General features: G+C 69.2%; 17 protein-coding genes. 4 read left to right on the forward strand and 13 right to left on the reverse strand.

Annotated features, from left to right (window positions below; genetic code table 11):
* Positions 1 to 56: 56 nt before the first annotated feature.
* Complete coding sequence (locus tag ACQP2T_RS55395; protein WP_433512769.1) at positions 57 to 1,265, forward strand: pyridoxal phosphate-dependent aminotransferase; 1,209 nt, start codon at positions 57 to 59, stop codon at positions 1,263 to 1,265.
* Positions 1,266 to 1,379: 114 nt separating this feature from the next.
* Here ACQP2T_RS55395 and ACQP2T_RS55400 read toward each other — a convergent pair whose 3' ends face one another.
* From ACQP2T_RS55400 to ACQP2T_RS55415, 4 genes are read right to left on the reverse strand one after another with little or no spacing between them, the layout of a single operon-like run.
* Positions 1,380 to 1,862 (reverse strand): hypothetical protein, encoded by a 483-nt coding sequence (locus tag ACQP2T_RS55400; RefSeq protein WP_433512770.1) that lies wholly within the window; start codon positions 1,860 to 1,862, stop codon positions 1,380 to 1,382.
* Between the two features lie 41 nt (positions 1,863 to 1,903).
* Positions 1,904 to 2,530: a hypothetical protein gene (locus ACQP2T_RS55405; RefSeq protein ID WP_433512771.1), complete on the reverse strand. Its 627-nt coding sequence runs from the start codon at positions 2,528 to 2,530 to the stop codon at positions 1,904 to 1,906.
* A 41-nt stretch (positions 2,531 to 2,571) separates the two neighbouring features.
* On the reverse strand, positions 2,572 to 3,474 hold the full coding sequence (locus ACQP2T_RS55410) for a PASTA domain-containing protein (RefSeq protein ID WP_433512772.1): 903 nt from the start codon (positions 3,472 to 3,474) through the stop codon (positions 2,572 to 2,574).
* Positions 3,471 to 3,971 (reverse strand): SigE family RNA polymerase sigma factor, encoded by a 501-nt coding sequence (locus tag ACQP2T_RS55415; protein WP_433512773.1) that lies wholly within the window; start codon positions 3,969 to 3,971, stop codon positions 3,471 to 3,473. Before ACQP2T_RS55415 ends, ACQP2T_RS55410 begins: the two co-directional genes overlap by 4 nt.
* A 68-nt stretch (positions 3,972 to 4,039) precedes the next feature.
* On the opposite strand from ACQP2T_RS55415, the gene ACQP2T_RS55420 reads away from it, so the two are divergent.
* The gene (locus tag ACQP2T_RS55420; protein ID WP_433512774.1) at positions 4,040 to 5,059 is read left to right on the forward strand and encodes an adenosine deaminase; all 1,020 of its coding nucleotides are present in this window, start codon (positions 4,040 to 4,042) and stop codon (positions 5,057 to 5,059) included.
* Between the two features lie 49 nt (positions 5,060 to 5,108).
* Here ACQP2T_RS55420 and ACQP2T_RS55425 read toward each other — a convergent pair whose 3' ends face one another.
* Both ACQP2T_RS55425 and ACQP2T_RS55430 read right to left on the reverse strand, forming a co-directional pair.
* The gene (locus ACQP2T_RS55425; protein WP_433512775.1) at positions 5,109 to 6,086 is read right to left on the reverse strand and encodes a hypothetical protein; all 978 of its coding nucleotides are present in this window, start codon (positions 6,084 to 6,086) and stop codon (positions 5,109 to 5,111) included.
* Complete coding sequence (locus ACQP2T_RS55430; protein ID WP_433512776.1) at positions 6,073 to 6,630, reverse strand: RNA polymerase sigma factor; 558 nt, start codon at positions 6,628 to 6,630, stop codon at positions 6,073 to 6,075. The genes ACQP2T_RS55425 and ACQP2T_RS55430 overlap by 14 nt, the downstream gene beginning before the upstream one ends.
* 108 nt (positions 6,631 to 6,738) lie before the next feature.
* Here ACQP2T_RS55430 and ACQP2T_RS55435 point away from each other — a divergent pair, with 108 nt between their 5' ends.
* Positions 6,739 to 7,473 (forward strand): class I SAM-dependent methyltransferase, encoded by a 735-nt coding sequence (locus tag ACQP2T_RS55435; protein ID WP_433512777.1) that lies wholly within the window; start codon positions 6,739 to 6,741, stop codon positions 7,471 to 7,473.
* A 280-nt stretch (positions 7,474 to 7,753) separates the two neighbouring features.
* On the opposite strand, the gene ACQP2T_RS55440 is transcribed toward ACQP2T_RS55435, so the two are convergent.
* From ACQP2T_RS55440 to ACQP2T_RS55460, 5 genes are all read right to left on the reverse strand, one after another.
* A complete protein-coding gene (locus ACQP2T_RS55440) occupies positions 7,754 to 8,638 on the reverse strand; it encodes a carbohydrate ABC transporter permease (protein WP_433512778.1) in 885 nt (294 codons plus the stop codon).
* Positions 8,638 to 9,522, reverse strand: a complete 885-nt coding sequence (locus ACQP2T_RS55445) for a carbohydrate ABC transporter permease (protein WP_358554743.1) — start codon at positions 9,520 to 9,522, stop codon at positions 8,638 to 8,640. The genes ACQP2T_RS55440 and ACQP2T_RS55445 overlap by 1 nt, the downstream gene beginning before the upstream one ends.
* A 70-nt stretch (positions 9,523 to 9,592) precedes the next feature.
* Entirely contained in the window at positions 9,593 to 10,864 is a 1,272-nt protein-coding gene (locus ACQP2T_RS55450) for an extracellular solute-binding protein (protein ID WP_433519963.1), read from the reverse strand.
* Positions 10,865 to 11,050: 186 nt separating this feature from the next.
* Positions 11,051 to 12,913, reverse strand: a complete 1,863-nt coding sequence (locus ACQP2T_RS55455) for an acyl-CoA dehydrogenase family protein (protein WP_433512779.1) — start codon at positions 12,911 to 12,913, stop codon at positions 11,051 to 11,053.
* A gap of 59 nt (positions 12,914 to 12,972) precedes the next feature.
* Positions 12,973 to 14,187 carry an APC family permease gene (locus ACQP2T_RS55460; protein WP_433512780.1) on the reverse strand — a complete coding sequence of 405 codons (1,215 nt, stop codon included), beginning with the start codon at positions 14,185 to 14,187 and terminating at the stop codon, positions 12,973 to 12,975.
* Between the two features lie 80 nt (positions 14,188 to 14,267).
* Between ACQP2T_RS55460 and ACQP2T_RS55465 the strand changes: the two genes are divergently transcribed.
* Complete coding sequence (locus ACQP2T_RS55465; protein WP_357962227.1) at positions 14,268 to 14,741, forward strand: Lrp/AsnC family transcriptional regulator; 474 nt, start codon at positions 14,268 to 14,270, stop codon at positions 14,739 to 14,741.
* On the opposite strand, the gene ACQP2T_RS55470 is transcribed toward ACQP2T_RS55465, so the two are convergent.
* Both ACQP2T_RS55470 and ACQP2T_RS55475 read right to left on the reverse strand, forming a co-directional pair.
* On the reverse strand, positions 14,730 to 15,380 hold the full coding sequence (locus ACQP2T_RS55470) for a response regulator (protein ID WP_433512781.1): 651 nt from the start codon (positions 15,378 to 15,380) through the stop codon (positions 14,730 to 14,732). The two genes, ACQP2T_RS55465 and ACQP2T_RS55470, sit on opposite strands and share 12 nt — an antisense overlap.
* Positions 15,377 to 16,363, reverse strand: coding sequence for a sensor histidine kinase (locus ACQP2T_RS55475; protein WP_433512782.1), 987 nt, complete (start codon positions 16,361 to 16,363; stop codon positions 15,377 to 15,379). The genes ACQP2T_RS55470 and ACQP2T_RS55475 overlap by 4 nt, the downstream gene beginning before the upstream one ends.

Here is a 16,363-nt window from a genome sequence, read left to right on the forward strand (position 1 = left end):
CTACGTCGAACCAAACCCGATCGCCCAGGTCACGGCCCGCGTGGCAGCATGGACCCATGTCCACCCGACCTCGCATATCCAGCCGAATTTCCGCGATTTCCGAGTCCGCCACGCTGGCCGTGGACGCTAAGGCGAAGGCGATGAAGGCGGCCGGCCGCCCCGTCATCGGCTTCGGCGCCGGAGAGCCCGACTTCCCAACGCCGGATTACATCGTCGAGGCGGCGGTCGCGGCGGCGCGCGATCCCCGCTTCCACAAGTACACCCCGGCCGGCGGCCTGCCGGAGCTCAAGCAGGCGATCGCCGCCAAGACGCGGCGCGACTCGGGCTACCAGGTCGAGGCGTCGCAGGTCCTGGTCACCAACGGGGGCAAGCAGGCCGTCTATGAGGCGTTCGCCACGCTGCTCGACCCGGGTGACGAGGTCCTGGTCGTGGCCCCGTACTGGACGACCTACCCCGAGGCGATCAAGCTGGCCGGCGGCGTCCAGGTCGACGTCGTCACCGACGAGACGACCGGCTACCTCGCGAGCGTCGAACAGCTTGAGGCGGCCCGCACGGAGCGCACCAAGGTCCTGCTGTTCGTCTCGCCGTCCAACCCGACGGGCGCCGTCTACTCGCGCGAGCAGACGGAGGCGATCGGCCGCTGGGCCGCCGCCAACGGCCTCTGGGTCGTCACCGACGAGATCTACGAGCATCTCGTGTACGGCGGAGCGGAGTTCACCAGCATCGCCACGGCCGTTCCCGAGCTGGCCGACCGGGTCGTCATCGTCAACGGCGTGGCCAAGACGTACGCCATGACGGGCTGGCGGGTGGGCTGGCTGATCGGCCCGTCCGACGTGGTCAAGGCCGCGACGAACCTCCAGTCGCACGCCACGTCCAACGTCTCGAACGTGGCCCAGATGGCCGCTCTGGCCGCCGTCTCCGGCGACCTGTCGGCCGTGGCGGAGATGCGCGAGGCGTTCGACCGGCGCCGTCAGGCGATGGTCCGGCTGCTCAATGAGATCCCCGGCGTGGTCTGCCCGGAGCCGAAGGGGGCGTTCTACGTCTACCCCTCGGTCAAGGAGCTGATCGGCAAGGAGCTGCGCGGCCGGCGGCCGCAGTCGTCGGCCGAGCTGGCTGAGCTGATCCTGGAGGAGGCGGAGGTGGCGGTGGTTCCGGGCGAGGCGTTCGGGACGCCCGGATATTTCCGCCTTTCGTACGCCCTGGGGGACGACGACCTGGCCGAGGGCGTCAGCCGCCTCGCCAAGCTCCTCGCGGAAGCCCACTGACCACGCCACGCCAGCCGACCGCAGAGGCCGGGTGACCGAGCCGCTCAGCTGACCTCAGAGGCCGGGTGAGCGATCCGTGTCAGCCGACCGCGGAGGCCAACCGGCCGATCCGCGTCAGCCGACCGCCTCGGCCACCTGCCCGATCTCGCGGGCCAGTCCGGGCGTGGCACCGATGTAGACCGCGGTGCCCGGCCGTTCCAGCCACATGAAGTTGCTCAGCCCGCCCCGCGTACGCCAGCGCAGGGCGGGCTTGCCGTTGTACGCGCGCAGGCTCGACCTGCTGACCAATGACGCGAACCGCTCGGCGCCCCGCACCCCGCACACCAGACCGACGAGCAGTTCCTCGTCGTTCTTGCGCCACCGCACGCCCTTCACCTTGAGCCGCTCGCGCAGTGACTTGACCCGCGCGAACGAGCCCGCGCGCTCCACCCCCGCGGGCAGGTGGCCGATGCCGAGATCCCCGGACCCGCAGGTCAGAGAGATGATCGTCGACCTCGCCCGGCTCGGTTCCGGCGTGGCTGTGTTCGCCTCCGGCGTGGCGGCGCTGCCGCACCCGGTGAGCGCGAACACGAGGGACACCGCTGCCAGGCGTCGCATCAACCCCCCATGACTTGGAGTGGAAACCGCAGAAAAGGCCCCTAGTCTCCTACAGGAGCCCTGACTGAGGCGGCAACACGGAGCAGTTCCTCGCGCAGAGATTCGCTGACCCTGATCCAGGCTCCGGTGCCCGTACGCTCCAGCCAGACGATCATCAGGCCGCCACCGGGATGCCTGCCGACCAGGGCGGGCCTGCCGCGGATGGTGGTCTCCCTCGGCGTACGTAGCGGCGTCCGCTGCTGGTAGGTGGCCCAGTCGGCAGCCGCGGCGCCGTGCTCGACCCGCACCTCGACGAACCTGTCCCGAGCGCCTGCCCCCCTCTCAGGGGTGAATCTGGCCCAGGCGCCCTGGTCGGGTTCGATCACTCCCCCGTCGGCGCGATCGAACCCTGAAGGCAGGTAGGTGAGCCAGAAGTCATGCGCGACCACCGCGATCCGGGGCGCCGCCAGGGCGGCGGTGACGGTCCGGCCCCGAACGGGCCCCGCGCGACCTGGCGCGGCCGGAGGTGGCTGGGCCTGAACCGGCGGAGGCGCCTCCACCGGTGTGCGATGGAGACGCCCGAATCCCGAGGAGAACAGCCCATAGATGATCGAAACGGTGATCCCGAGTGCGAGGAACGCCAGCATCGCGCGCAGCGCCTGTCCCCCGGTCCCGCCCTCAGACCTCATGCACGGTAGATCCCCGGTCTGATCTCACCCGTACCACCTGATCAGTCGACGGGTTCGATCCCTTCGGCGATCTTCTTCAACTCGTCCGCCGCGTCGACCTTTTTCGCATAGTCCGGGCTGATATACACCTCGACCGCCAGCCCTTCGCGCAGCGTCCAGCCAATGGTGCTCGTGTCGCCCTCAAAGGTGTCGGTGGCGACCTCACCGCCTTCTGTGATCTTCGCCAGGTATGCCCGCTTGCCGGCGATGTCGATGACCTCAGCGCCATCTTTGGAGTACGTCGCCAACTGCTGCGCGATCTGCTTGCTCGCCTCATCCGCGAACACGACCACCTGAACGGCGTAGAGGCCCTCTTCCTGTCCGGGCTCCTTGAAGGTGGTCGTATAGCTCGTCTTGCCGAAGCCGTTCTTGCCCGACCACTTGCCCCATTCGAGCCCGTCGGGCAGGTAGCCGACATGGATGCCGCCGAACTTCCTGCCGTCGCCCAGGTCGCCGAGGTCTTGCGGCAGCGAGACCTCCGAGCCGACGGTGAGCTGGACATTCGTCCCCTTCGGCACCTCCTGGCCCGCAGCGGGGGCTTGCGTGCGCACCTGCCCCTTTTTGGTGGCCGTCTCCGGGTCCTCCACGACCAGTCCGGCCTGCTTCAGCGTCGCGACCGCCTTGGCGGCGGGCATGTCGACGACACTGGGGACGGTCACCAGGTCCATCACGGCCCGGTCCGGACCGGTAGCCGTGTGCTGGGTCTTGGGGGGTTCCCCAGAGTTGATCAGCGCCGGCACGGTCACGGCGACCAGGACCGTGACGAGGGCGGCGCCGGCCGTACGGAATCGCATCACGTGCGCGCGGTGGCGGCGCCGCACGTCCCTGCCGAGCGCCGGCCCGGCGTGCACGTCGGCGACGTGCGCGGCCATGGCCTCGGCGATGGCTTCTTCTTCGGTCTTCATCGGATCGCTCCTTCTGCGAAGGTCATGCGTTCGCGGATCTTGGCGAGGCCCCGGGCCGCCTGGCTCTTCACCGTGCCGATCGAGCAGCCGAGCAGCGACGCGGTGGCCGACTCCGACTGGTCCTCCCAGTAGCGCAGGACGATCACGGCCCGCATCTTCGGCGGCAGCCTGCGCAGTTCCTCGATGAGCGTGTCGCGCAGGTCCAGGTCGGGCGATTTCGCGGCGGTGTCGGGCGGCCGGGCGAACGTGATCTCCTGCACGACGCGCCGCCGCCGGGCCCGGCTGATCGCCGCGTTGACGAGGACCTTGCGCGCGTACGCCTCGGGGTTGTCGTGCCGGATCCGGGGCCAGTGCCGGTAGACCCTCTCCAGAGCGTGCTGGACCAGGTCCTCGGCGTCGTGGTGGGTGGCTCCGCAGACCAGGATCGCGGTGCGTAGCAACGAGGTGCTGCGTGCGGCAAGGAACTCGTCGAATGCCGCTTCATCTTCATCCGTCATGGGCGGGGTCCCCTTTCGCCCCTCCCAACGCACGAACGGGCATACAGGTTGAGTGGCAAGATATGGAAATGCCACGCCCGCTTGACCTGCTGCCCAAGGCTCACCTGCACCTGCACTTCACCGGCTCGATGCGGCATACGACGCTGATCGAGCTGGCTCGCGAGCAGGGCCTGCACCTGCCCGACGCGCTGGAGCAGGACTGGCCGCCCCAGCTGCGCGCGACCGATGAGCGTGGGTGGTTCAGGTTCCAGCGACTGTACGACATCGCCAGATCGGTGCTGTGGCAGCCGGAGCACGTCTACCGGCTGGTCCGGGAGACGGCCGAGGACGAGGCGGCGGCCGGGTCGCGGTGGCTGGAGATCCAGGTGGACCCGTCGGGGTTCGCGCCGCGGTTCGGCGGGTTGACGGCGACGCTGGAGCTCATGCTGGACGCCGCCGCCCAGGCCGCCGTACTGGCGGACATCGGGATCGCGGTGGTCGTGGCGGCCAACCGCACCAAGCACCCGCTCGACGCGAACACGCTGGCCAGGCTCGCGGTCCAATACCAGGGCAAGGGGGTCGTCGGGTTCGGGTTGTCGAACGACGAGCGGCGCGGCGCGGCCAGGGAGTTCGAGCGGGCCTTCCGGATCGCCAAACGCGCGGGGCTGCTGGCCGTACCTCATGGGGGTGAGCTGCTCGGGCCCCGCAGCGTCGCGCAATGTGTGGACGACCTGCACGCCGATCGCGTCGGGCACGGGGTACGGGCGGCGGAGGACCCGTGGCTGATGGAGCGGCTGGCCGAGCGGCAGATCTGCTGTGAAGTGTGCCCGACCTCGAACGTGGGCCTGGGCGTCGCCGAGCGGGCGGCGGACGTGCCGTTGCGCAGGCTGTTCGACGCGGGGGTGCCGATCGCGCTGGGGGCCGACGACCCGTTGCTGTTCGGGGCGCGGTTGTTGCGGCAGTACGAGCTGGCGCGAGAGGTCTACGGCTTCAGTGATGAGGAGATCGCCGAGCTGGCGCGGCAGTCGATCAGGGCGTCCACGGCGCCCGAGGGGGTGCGCAAGGAACTCCTGAAGGAGATCGACGACTGGCTGACCCTGCCGGAGTGACCGGCTCTGCCGGGGTGAGGCGCTACCGGCGTAAGACGGTCTGAGACGGCTACCGGAGTGAGGCGGCTATCTCGGCGGCGCGATCCTTGGTGCCGGCTCCTTCCAGGCGGTAGCCGACCGTGCCGGACTGCCAGATGAGGGTGGGCTGGGCCTGGCGCAGGGGGACCGACGTGCCGTCCTCGCGCTTGATGTAGCCGAGCGGATGCTCGCCGCCGAGCCACCAGGCGGTGACGCCCGCGACCGGGACGTCCTCGGGCCAGGGTGGGCCGACGCTCTTGAAGAAGTACGGGCTGAGCGTGCCGTCGAACTGGTCCAGGCGGATGCCGCCCGGCCAGAACAGCGACGCCACCCGGCCGTTGTCGCTCACTGTGGCGCGCTCGGGGGTGCCCAGCGCGGTGGGGGTCTTGACGGGGAACCGCACTTGGGTGGCCAGGTCCGCCGGGGCCACCGTGTGCTCGCCTGGCAGGGGTGTGGGAGTGCTGACCGGCTCGGGGGTGGACTCGCCCAGGCGTAGCTCGATGCCGGCGTAGTGGAGGATCGCGCGTACGGCGGCGCGGCCCTGGGGGGTGGCGGCGGTGATGGCTATGACGGCCAGGACAATGGCTGTCACGATCTGCCATCTTGCCCGCCGCCCGCGTTGCGCCGGAGGCCGCCGCTCATCGTCCCGCCGACCCGGCGCCGGGGGGTGCCGCCTGGCGTCGGGCACACCGGACACACTGGGCGCCTCGGGAGGCGCCTCAGGGGCCGCCGCCTCGGGCCCCTCGCGGGTCGCAGGGGTTTCGGCCGCCTCGGGGGTCGCGAGCGTTTCGGGGGTCGCGGGCACCGCGAGCGTTTCGGGGGTCGCGGGCACCGCGGGTGTTTCAGGGGTCGCGGGCGTTTCGCGTATCGCGGGCGTTTCGGGGGTGGGCTCCAGGCGGGCGCGGACGGCTGATGCCACATCGCTCGGCGGTGGGTTGGGGACGTCGAGGAAGTCGGCGAGGGCCGTGAGTTCGGCGGCCAGGTCGTCGAACGGGTCATGCGAGCTCATTGCCCACCTCCTCCCTGAGCCGCGCGAGGCCGCGATGGGTGCTGGACTTGACGGTGCCGAGCGGCCAGTCGAGCACCTGGGCGGTTTCCGCCTCCGTCAGTTGTAAGAAGTACCGGCAGACGACGGCCTGGCGTTCCCGCTCCGGCAGGTGGCGTACCGCCTCCAGCAGCCGGGCGCGCCGGTCCGTGGCGACGGCCGAACCCTCGGGGTCGTCGGGGGCCTTGAGGTCGGCCGTGGCGCTGAGCCGTACGGCGAGCTCGGATCTGCGCCCGCGCGACCGGGTCAGGTTGTGCGTCTCATTGGCCACGATCCGCAGCAGCCACGGCCGGAAAGGGGCGTCCCTGCGGAAGGTCGACAGATGCCTGAACGCCTTGACGAACGCCTCCTGCACCACGTCCTCTGCCTCGTCCCCCGCGCCGAGCATGGCGGCGGTGCGGTGGGCGAGCGCGCTGTAGCGGGCGACCAGCGCCTCGTAGGCGGTCAGGTCGCCATCAAGCGAGCGGCCGATGGCCTCGTCGTCGTCCATGAACGAGTCAGATTTCACCGCATCGGAGGGGGTTCAGGGAAGGGCGTTTGACCCATGAGGTGACCATCGGCGCTGCTGGGGCATTAGACTCGCACAAATCCATGAGCCCTTCGAAGGAACGGCACTATGTCTTCTGGGTATGACCGTGTAGTACAACCGGCGGCCGGTGACGAGGCCCTGGAGAACCACCTAGGTGGGGACGAGGCCAAGAACTATCGGCAGTACGAGTTCGACATGGTCGCCCCGCATGTCGGCCGTTCGATGCTGGAGATCGGGTCCGGGCTGGGCCATTTCGCCGAGCAGTTCCTGCCGCGCCTCGACCGGCTCGTGGTGAGCGACTTCGACCCCTACTGCGTCGAGCAGCTCCGCAAGCGCTTCGAGGGGCGCGACGACATCGGTGTGCTGCAGTTCGGCCTGCCGACCGAGATCCCGCTTGAGGACAAGGTCGACACGGTCATCCTGATGAACGTCCTGGAGCACATCGAAGAGGACGCCGAGGCGCTGCGTTCGCTGGCCCGGGTCACGCAGCCCGGCGGCCGGATCGTCATCTGGGTGCCCGGCTACATGCAGCTTTATGGAGACTTCGACCGTAAGGTCGGGCACGTCCAGCGCTACACCCCCAAGACCCTGGGTGCGACGGTCGCCAAGGCGGGGCTGGAGGCCGAGGTGCTGAAGCCGATCAACTTCCTGGGCGGCATCGCCTGGTGGGCCGCCGTCCGCCGGGGTGGGGTGGGCTATCCGGATCCGCGACTCGTGAAGATCTACGACCGGACGGTGGTTCCGGCCACGCGGCTCATCGAGCGGTTCATTCGGCCGCCCTTCGGTCAGACCGTCTTCTGCGTCGCTCGGGTGCCTGCCTAGCGTCGGTGGCACGGACCGTCTCAATCCCTGTGACGGCCCGTCGTGGCTGAGGTCCCTTGAGAGGGATACCCCCTCCGGGGGAGCGGACGAAAGCGGTCCGTCGTGGCTGGGGTCCCTAATCCGAGATGCCCCTTCGGGGGAAGTAGGCGGCTCGCAAGGGGTGCCCTTCCGGGGGCCAAAGTGGTCTGAGAACCACCTCAGCCGCCACCGGCGTGCGGGGCGGCTGAGGGGCCCGGGCCGGTGGAGGAGGGGCCCGGGCGGGGATGGCTGTCGTGGCCGGCTATTTGATGGAGCCCGCCGTCAGACCTCCCACCACCTTTCGCTCGATCAGAGCGAAGAGGATGATCACTGGGATCGTGGCGATCACCGAGCCGGCGAAGAGGTTCTGCCAGTCCACCTGGTATTGGCCGATGAACGAGTTGAGCGCCACTGTCAGCGGCTGGTTCGCCGGTGTCGTGGTCAGCGTCAACGCCACCACGAACTCGTTCCACGCGGCGATGAAGGTGAAGATCAGCGCGGTGATGACCCCGGGCATGGCCAGCGGCAGCGTGATCCGGAACAGTGCCCCGAACCGCCCGTTGCCGTCGATGAACGCCGCCTCCTCCAGCTCGCGCGGGATCGAGGAGAAGTACGCGTTCAGAATCCACACCGCGAACGCCAGGTTGAACCCGCCGTTGACCAGGATCAGCGACCAGATCGAGTCCACCAGCCCGAACTGGAAGAACTCCCGGTAGATGCCGACCAGCATGGCCGTCGGCTGGAACATCTGGGTGATCAGCACCAGGATCAGGAACGCCGTGCGGCCCCTGAAGTTGTGCCTGGCCGAGTAGTACGCGGCCGGCAGGGCCACCAGCAGCACCAGGATGGTCGAACCCGCCGCCACCTTGAGCGTGACCATGAGGTTGCCGGCCAGGCCGCTGGTCCAGAAGTTGGTCAGGTTCGACCATTCCCACTGCGACGGGAAGAACGTCACGTCGCGCAGCGTCTCCTGGGGACGCAGCGAGGTCAGCAGCATCACCAGGTACGGGAACAGGAAGATGAACGCGATCACGTACGCGCTGCCCGCGACGATCACCGTCTTGAGCCTGGGCAGGCGGCGCGCGGCGGGGCGGGGCGGCTTGGCGTGGTGGTGGGTGGACAGCGTCGGCGCCGTTTTGACGGCCATCACGCCACCTCCTTGTTCCAGCGGGACACCCTGAGGAAGATCGCGGTCAGGATGATCACCATGCCGAAGTTGACGACCGACATGGCGGCGGACTCGCCAATGTTGGAGCCCTTGAGGATGAACATCAGGATCGTCGAGGTCGCCGTCGAGTATCCGGGCTGGCCGTGCGTCATTGCCCAGATGATCGGGAAGCTGTTGAAGACGTTCATGACGTTGATCAGCGCGGCGACAGTAAGGGCGGGCCGCAGCAGCGGCAGCGTGATCGACCAGTACGTCCGCAGCCGGGTGGCGCCGTCCATCTTGGCCGCCTCGTAGACATCGGTGGGGATGGTCGCCAGACCGGCCAGCAGCGCGTACGTGGTGAACGGCACCGACACGAACACCGCCACGAACACCAGCCACGGCATCGCCGTCGAGGCGTCGCCGAGCTGGTCGGCCGAGGCGCCGCCCATCGCGTCGATCAGGCCGAGCTTGAGCCTGATCTGGTTGATGACGCCGACCTCGGGGTCGAGCATCCACTTGAAGATGATCGCCGTCATCAGCACCGAGGCCGCCCACGGCGCGATCAGCGCCCAGCGGGCGATCTTGCGGCCGGGGAAGCGCTGGTTGAACAGCTGGGCCAGGGCCAGTGAGATCAGCACGGTGAGAGCGACGACCGCGACCACCCAGATCACGCTGCGGACCATGATGTCCGCGAAGTCCTTCTCACCGAACAGCTTCTCGTAGTTCGCCACGCCGTTGCCGCCCTGGACCACGCCGAACCGGCTGATCTTCAGGAACGACGAGCGGATCATCTCGTAGACCGGCCAGAGCACGACCACCGCGATCAGCACGACAGCGGGCCCGACCCAGGCCAGGGGCTCCAGGATGCGGAACCTTTTCATGCGGAACCTTCCGTAACGGTACGGCCGGCGCTCTGGACGCGAAGCGCCGGCCGTACGGGCCCCCGACTGCTCAGCCGGCGTCGGCCGTCTTCTGGAGCTCGCCGAGCACCTTGGCCGGGTCGTCCTTGACGGCCCCGCCGATGGTCTGCTTGATCTGCGGGTTCACCTCGGCCCACTTGGGGTCCTGGAACGGGTAGAAGCTGGCGTTGGGCAGCGCGTCGAGGAACGGCTTGAGCTTCTCGTCGCCCGACAGCTTCTGGATGCCGCCGTTGGTCACGGGCAGCAGCTTGTAGGTGTCGCTGATCTTCTGCGCGGCGCTGCCGGTGTAGAAGAAGTCGAAGAACTTCTTGATCTCGGCGGCGTGGCCGTTCTTGTTGAACGCCATGATCCAGTCCATGACGCCGAGCGTGGTGTCGAGCGGGCCGGACTTGCCGGGGATCGGCGCGACGCCGTAGTTCTTCAGCCCGGCCGCGTCGAAGATCGGGATGGACATCGGGCCGCCGTTGACCATGCCGACCTTGCCGGCGCCGAAGTCCTCCCAGACCGTCTTGCGGTCCTTGGTGCCCGGGTTCGGGGTGGTCAGACCGGCGTTGACCAGGCCCTTCACGTAGTTGAACGTCTCGATGTTCTGCGGGGAGTTGATCGCCCACTTGCCGGAGGCGTCCTTGTAGCCGCCGCCGTTGCCGAGCATCCACAGGAAGGACTCGGCCTGCGCCTCCTCCTGTCCGAGCGGCAGGCCGAAGGGCTGGCTGACGCCGGCCTTCTTCAGCTTCTCGGCGTCGGCCTTGAGCTCGTCCCAGGTCTTGGGCGGCTCGGCGATGCCGGCCTTCTGGAACAGGTCCTTGTTGTAGAACAGGGCGCGGGCGGAGGAGACGAACGGGATGCCGTACGCGGCGCCGTCGACCTTGCCGAAGTCGGCGAACTTCTGCAGCATGTCGCTGGAGACGTTCGGCGACAGGACCTCGTCGACCTTGTAGAGGAGCTGGTCCTTGACGAAGCCGGAGTAGTCGCCGGTCTGCAGGATGTCGGGCACCTGGCCGTTCTGGACCATGGTGGCGACCTGCTTGTCGATGTCGTTCCAGTTGATGACCTGGACCTCGACCTTGATGTTCGGGTTGGCGGCCTGGAACTCGTCCACGACGCCCTTCCAGAACGTCTCACCGGAGTTCGGCTTGCCGGGGCCGTCACCGTAGTCGGCGGCGACCATCTTGAGCGTCACCGGGCCGCCGGCCGAGGACTTCTGGTCGCCCGCACCGCTGGTGCCGGTGCCTCCTCCTGAGCCACAGCTGGACAGGACCAGCACGGTCGCCAGGCCGAGAGCCGCACCGCCCACAAGTTTCATGTTCACCGAAGTACCGCCTTCTCATCGGACGGGTCTCGCTGGTCCGTACCAGCGGCCGGTGCGTGAGTCACAGCTCAACGCGTTTGCGTCAGAGTAAGCCTCTGTTCTCGGTCTGGTCTATACCGGTTGGTCTCGGTTTGAAAACACTAGGACGCCAGAAACCTCACAACCGGTCTAGACCGCGCGTCAGAGGATCTTTCTCCGCACGCTCTCCCCGCCCTGCGGCGATCCGATCCACGGCCCTTCGATGGACGGGTCGAGAATGCCCTCCTCGACGAAGGTGTAACGGCCGTCGAGCACGTAGCGGGCCAGCCGGGTGTCCTGGGTGTCGGTGTTGTCCCAGAGCTTGGCGAACAACGCCTCCGCCCGCCGCCGCGCCTGATGGCAGAACGTGTCCGCCAGCTCGTACGGCCGGCGCCCCAGGTCACGGGCGTCCTCCTCGGCCTTGACGCAGACCGCGGTGATGGCGAACAGCTCGGCCCCGATGTCGATGATCCGGCCGAGGAAGGACTGCTTGTGTTCGAGCCTCCCCTGCCAGCGAGACATCCCGTAGAAGGTGGACCGGGCCAGCTTCCTGCTGGTCCGCTCGACGAAACGCAGGTGGGCCGCCAACGGCCCGAAATCGGCGTAGGCGGCGGGCAGGTTGCCGCTGCCCGCGACCAGCGTCGGCAGCCAGCGGGCGTAGAAGCGGCCGGCCTGCCGCAGCGCCTGCGCGCGGTCCTTCCTGGAGGCGTCGGGGTTGATGAGCTCCCCGGCCGCCGACAGGTGGGCGTCGACCGCCTCGCGGGTGATCAGCAGCCGCATGATCTCGGAGGAGCCCTCGAAGATCCGGTTGATCCGCGAGTCGCGCAGCATCTGCTCGACCGGGACCCCGCGCTCGCCCCGCGCGGCCAGCGACTCGGCGGTCTCGTAGCCGCGACCACCCCTGATCTGGAGCAGCTCGTCGAGCACCTGGTAGGACAGCTCGGAGGCGTAGAGCTTGGCCAGCGCCGCCTCGATCCTGATGTCGTTGCGCTGGTCGTCGGCCATGCGGCTGGTCAGCTCGCAGACGGCCTCCAGGGCGTACGCGGTGGCCGCGATGAAGGCGATCTTCGTGGCGACGGCCTCGTGCTCACCGACCTTGCGCCCCCACTGCACGCGGGCGTTGCCCCACTCACGGGCGATCTTCACCGCCCACTTGGCGTTGCCCGCGCAGGTGGCGGGCAGCGACAGACGGCCGGTGTTGAGCGTGGTGAGGGCGATCTTCAGCCCTTCGCCCTCACGCCCGATGAGGTTCTTGGCGGGCACCCTGACCCGCGCGAACTCGGTGACGCCGTTCTCGATGCCCCGAAGCCCCATGAAGGCGTTGCGCCTCTTCACCGTGATGCCGGGCGAGTCGGCCTCGACCACGAACGCGCTGATCTTCTTGCCGGTACGGGCCATGACCACGAGCAGGTCGGCGACCACGCCGTTCGTCGTCCACAGCTTGACGCCGTCGAGCACGTAGTCGTCGCCGTCCTTGACGGCGGTCGTGGACAGCCGCGCCGGGTCGGAGCCCACGTCCGGCTCCGTCAGCAGGAACGCCGACACCTCGCCGCGCGCGCACCTCGGCAAGTACTCCCGCTTCTGCTCCTCGGTGCCGAACAGCTTGAGCGGCTGCGGCACCCCGATCGACTGATGCGCCGACAGCAGCGTCGCCAGCGCCGGGCAGTACGACCCGACGAGCATGAGCGCGCGGCAGTAGTACAGGTAGGGCAGGCCCAGCCCGCCGTACTCCTCGCTGATCGTGATCCCGAACGCCCCGAGCTCGCCGAGCCCCTTGACCACCTCGTCGGGCACCTGCGCGGTCCGCTCGATCTCGGCGGGGTCGACGTGCGCGTCGAGGTAGCGCCGGACGGCCCTGACGAAGTCCTCCCCGCGCTTGGCCGCCTCCTCGGCCAGCGTGGGGGCCGGGTGGACCAGGTCGAGACGGAGGTCGCCCAGGAACAGCTGCTTGGCGAAGCTCGGGCGGGTCCACTCCTTCTCCCGGGCCTGCTCGCCGAGCTCTCTCGCCTTTGCGTAGTCGGTCATCGCGTCCCTCTTCCGTTCGGTGAGGGGTCTATTTCTCTTCCTTGTACGGCACGCATGGGCTACCCGCTACCCGCCGCACACGGTTTCGGGCGTCGAGGGGACGGCTTTGCCACCAGAAGGCCAATCAGGGATAGTGCCGCCGGAACCGCTAGATACGCACCGCAGCAGGCCAGGGCGGTGCAGGACAGGACAGTCGCCACGATGGCCGTGTTGCGCGGTTTTCCCGGCGGCAGAATGCGGACGGCCGCCGCCACGCCCGCTGTGGTCACCGCCGCCAGGCAGGCCGAGGTGGCTCTCATGAGGGTGTCCAGGTCCGCCGGCAACAGCATGATCAGGGCGGTCAGAACCGCCAGGAGGGCCAGGCTGCGGTGGGGGGTTCCGCCGTTTTGGAACCAGCGCGGCAGGGATCCGCTCCCTGCCATGGACGCGCCCAGGCGGGCGGCGCCGGCTATGTAGGTGTTGATGGCGCCGAAGGTGAGGGCTATGGCCGCCGCGGTGATGATCGGGCCGGCCGCGGCGCCGATGCCGGTCTCCAGCAGGGCGGACAGCGGTGCCGCTCGGCCCAGGACGGCGATCGAGGTGATGGAGACGCTCAGATAGAGGACGGAGATCACGATCAGGGTCACCGTGGTGGCCCTCCTGATGTCGGTGATCTCCGCCGACAGGTGGGTGGCGGCCTCCCAGCCGACGAAGGCGAAGAAGAGCACTCCGGCCGCGGAGATCACGCCCGCCATGCCGTACGGGGCGAACGGGGTGAAGTTGGCGGCGCTGGCATGCGGCGCGGCGGTGCCGACAGCCGTCGCGAGGAGCGCGATCAGCAGGAGCACCATGGCCACCTGCAGCCGTCCCGAGGTGCGCAGGCCCGCGGCGTTGGCGAGGAAGGCGGCGGCGAGCAGGGTGGCGGCGGCGACGGTCTTGTCCACGCCCAGGGTGCTGGCCACATAGACCGCGCCCACCTGCGCGCCAGCCACGATGCCGATGGGGACGGCGCCGTAGAACCACCAGCCGACCACCGCGGCAGCCCGCCCGCCGAACGCGAGCCCGGTGAAGGCGGCCACGCCGCCGCCGTTCGGGTAGTGGGTGCCGAGTGTGGCGAAGGTGATCGCCACCGGTGCGCTCAGCGCCAGCAGGCCCACCCAGGCCAGGATCGACGCCGGGCCCGCGGCCTCGGCGGCCAGTTGGGGCAGCACCAGCATGCCCGGTCCGAGTACGCCGCCCAGCAGCATCGCCGTGCCCTGACCGGCGCTGAGGCGGCCTTTCGTTTGTTCCGACATATCCGCCGAAAGTAGCCGGACGCGTGGTGCTCACAGCCTTCTGGCGAACGTTTGATCGGTTCTCTGGAGATAATGCCGCCGTGGATGAACTTGATTCGGGAATCATTCGGCTTCTTCAAACGGATGCGCGGCAATCGAACCGGGAACTGGCCAGACAGCTGGGCGTCGCCCCCTCCACCTGTCTGGAACGCGTCCGCGCCCTCACCCGGCGCGGCGTCATCCGCGGCTACCACGCCGACATCGCCCCGGCGGCACTGAACCGCAGCGTCCAGGCGCTCGTCTCGGTCCAGGTCCGCCCGCTGAGCAGAACCGTCATCGAGACGTTCAAACAGTCGGCGGCCGAGCAGCCGGAGGTGCTGAGCGTGTTCGTCCTGGCGGGCGGGGACGACTTCCTGCTGCACGTGGCGGTCCAGGACCTGGACCACCTGCACGCCTTCCTGCTGGATCGGCTCAGCAAGCGGCGGGAGATCGCCGGGTTCCGTACGTCGGTCATCTTCCAGCAGGTGCACAACACCGCGCCGAGCCTGCTGCCGTACGACGAGTCAGCTCATTAGCCCCGCCTCATAGGCGATGATCGCGGCCTGGACCCGGTTGTTCACCTCCAGGCGCAGGAGGATGGCGCTGACGTGGGCCTTGACCGTGCCTTCCGAGACGAACAGCTCACGGCCGATGTCCTGGTTGGACAGGCCGCGGCCGACGAGCGCCAGCACCTCGCGTTCGCGAGGCGTGAGAGATTCGGTCCGCTTGCGGGCGGTGGTGTTCCGGGTGAGCCGGCCGTCGTTCAGCTCGGCGATCACCTGGTGGGCGATGCGCGGTGACAGATACGCCGCGCCGCCCGCGACCGCCCGGACGCCGATGATCAGCTCGCGCGGGTCGGCGGCCTTGAGCAGGAAGCCACCCGCGCCTTCCGCGAGCGCCCTGGCCACGTACTCGCGCTCGTCGAACGTGGTCAGCATGACCACCGCCACCTCCGGAAGCGCGGCGCGCAGCTCGGCGGCGGCGGACAGGCCGTCGAGGCGGGGCATGCGGATGTCGAGCAGCGCCACGTCCGGGCGGTGCGCCAGGGCCAGCTCGACGGCCTCCCTGCCGTCGGCGGCCTCGGCGACGATCTCGATGCCCGCGTCGGTGGCCAGGATCGACTTCACCCCGGCCCGGACCATGGGCTCGTCGTCGGCCAGCAGCACCCGGATCATCCGCTCTCCCCTGTGTCTTTCGGCCATGGCAACCAGGCCGTGACGGTGAATCCCGCTCTATGAGGGCCGGCCTCCAGCGTGCCGCCCAGCAGCCGTACGCGTTCGCGCAGGCTCGCCAGCCCGGTCCCACCGCCACCCGTGGACTGCGCTTCGGTGGTCGAGGGTGCGTTGGCGACCGTGACGGCGACCATGTCGGCGCGGCGTTCGATGGTGACACGGACCTCGGCGCCTGGTGCGTACCGGGCGGCGTTGGTCAGGGACTCCTGCGTCACCCGGTGCGCGGCCCGGTCCAGCAGCGGCGGCAGGACCGCCGAGCGCTCGTCGCGGCGCAAGGTCACCGCCATGCCGGCCCGCCCAGCCCGCTCCACCAGCGTCTCTATCGACTCGTCCGGTGGGTCCATGGAGGCGCCGCCCGAGTCCCGCAGCACCCCGATGGTACGGCGCAGCCGGTCGGTCGCCGTGACCGCCGAGGCCCGCAGCTGGGCGGCCGCCTCCCGGTTCGCCTCGTTCATGTCGGCCGCCAGCTCCAGGGCTCCGGCGCGCAGCGCGATCAGCGCCAGCTCGTGCCCGAGCGAATCGTGCATGTCGGCGGCGATGCGAGCGCGTTCATGGAGTTTGACGCGTTCGGCGGTGTACTGCTGCTCCCGCTCCAACTGACCGACCCGCTGCCGACCCGCCTCGACCAGCTCGGCCTGCTGCCGCCGGAACCGCCCCGCCAGCCAGGGCAGCACCGCGAACAGCGCCATGGCCATCAGCGCGCCCACCCCGTCCCAGAGGCTCACGCCCAGCTCCACGACACCGGGTATCGCGACCGCGCCGAGGACCAGCCAGTCCCGGCGTACCGGAAGATGCCTGCCGTGCAGGTAGGCGAGCACGGCGACGACCGCGAACAGCAGCTGCCGCCAGACCGGGATGAAGTCGAGGTGCAGCCCGTTGACCAGGCTGATCCCCGCGATCATCGCCAGAATCGCCCCGTTTCTCAC

Origin of the sequence: Nonomuraea sp. CA-143628 (assembly GCF_050942315.1) — a bacterium.
Lineage (GTDB): Bacteria > Actinomycetota > Actinomycetes > Streptosporangiales > Streptosporangiaceae > Nonomuraea.

Coding starts and splice junctions, on each gene's coding strand:
- ACQP2T_RS55395 (WP_433512769.1), top strand. CDS start 57: ATGTCCACCCGACCTCGCATATCCAGCCGAATTTCCGCGATTTCCGAG.
- ACQP2T_RS55470 (WP_433512781.1), bottom strand. CDS start 15,380: ATGATCCGGGTGCTGCTGGCCGACGACGAGCCCATGGTCCGGGCCGGG.
- ACQP2T_RS55445 (WP_358554743.1), bottom strand. CDS start 9,522: ATGAAAAGGTTCCGCATCCTGGAGCCCCTGGCCTGGGTCGGGCCCGCT.
- ACQP2T_RS55450 (WP_433519963.1), bottom strand. CDS start 10,864: ATGAAACTTGTGGGCGGTGCGGCTCTCGGCCTGGCGACCGTGCTGGTC.
- ACQP2T_RS55435 (WP_433512777.1), top strand. CDS start 6,739: ATGTCTTCTGGGTATGACCGTGTAGTACAACCGGCGGCCGGTGACGAG.
- ACQP2T_RS55405 (WP_433512771.1), bottom strand. CDS start 2,530: ATGAGGTCTGAGGGCGGGACCGGGGGACAGGCGCTGCGCGCGATGCTG.
- ACQP2T_RS55425 (WP_433512775.1), bottom strand. CDS start 6,086: ATGAGCTCGCATGACCCGTTCGACGACCTGGCCGCCGAACTCACGGCC.
- ACQP2T_RS55420 (WP_433512774.1), top strand. CDS start 4,040: ATGCCACGCCCGCTTGACCTGCTGCCCAAGGCTCACCTGCACCTGCAC.
- ACQP2T_RS55460 (WP_433512780.1), bottom strand. CDS start 14,187: ATGTCGGAACAAACGAAAGGCCGCCTCAGCGCCGGTCAGGGCACGGCG.
- ACQP2T_RS55455 (WP_433512779.1), bottom strand. CDS start 12,913: ATGACCGACTACGCAAAGGCGAGAGAGCTCGGCGAGCAGGCCCGGGAG.
- ACQP2T_RS55410 (WP_433512772.1), bottom strand. CDS start 3,474: ATGAAGACCGAAGAAGAAGCCATCGCCGAGGCCATGGCCGCGCACGTC.
- ACQP2T_RS55415 (WP_433512773.1), bottom strand. CDS start 3,971: ATGACGGATGAAGATGAAGCGGCATTCGACGAGTTCCTTGCCGCACGC.
- ACQP2T_RS55400 (WP_433512770.1), bottom strand. CDS start 1,862: ATGCGACGCCTGGCAGCGGTGTCCCTCGTGTTCGCGCTCACCGGGTGC.
- ACQP2T_RS55440 (WP_433512778.1), bottom strand. CDS start 8,638: ATGGCCGTCAAAACGGCGCCGACGCTGTCCACCCACCACCACGCCAAG.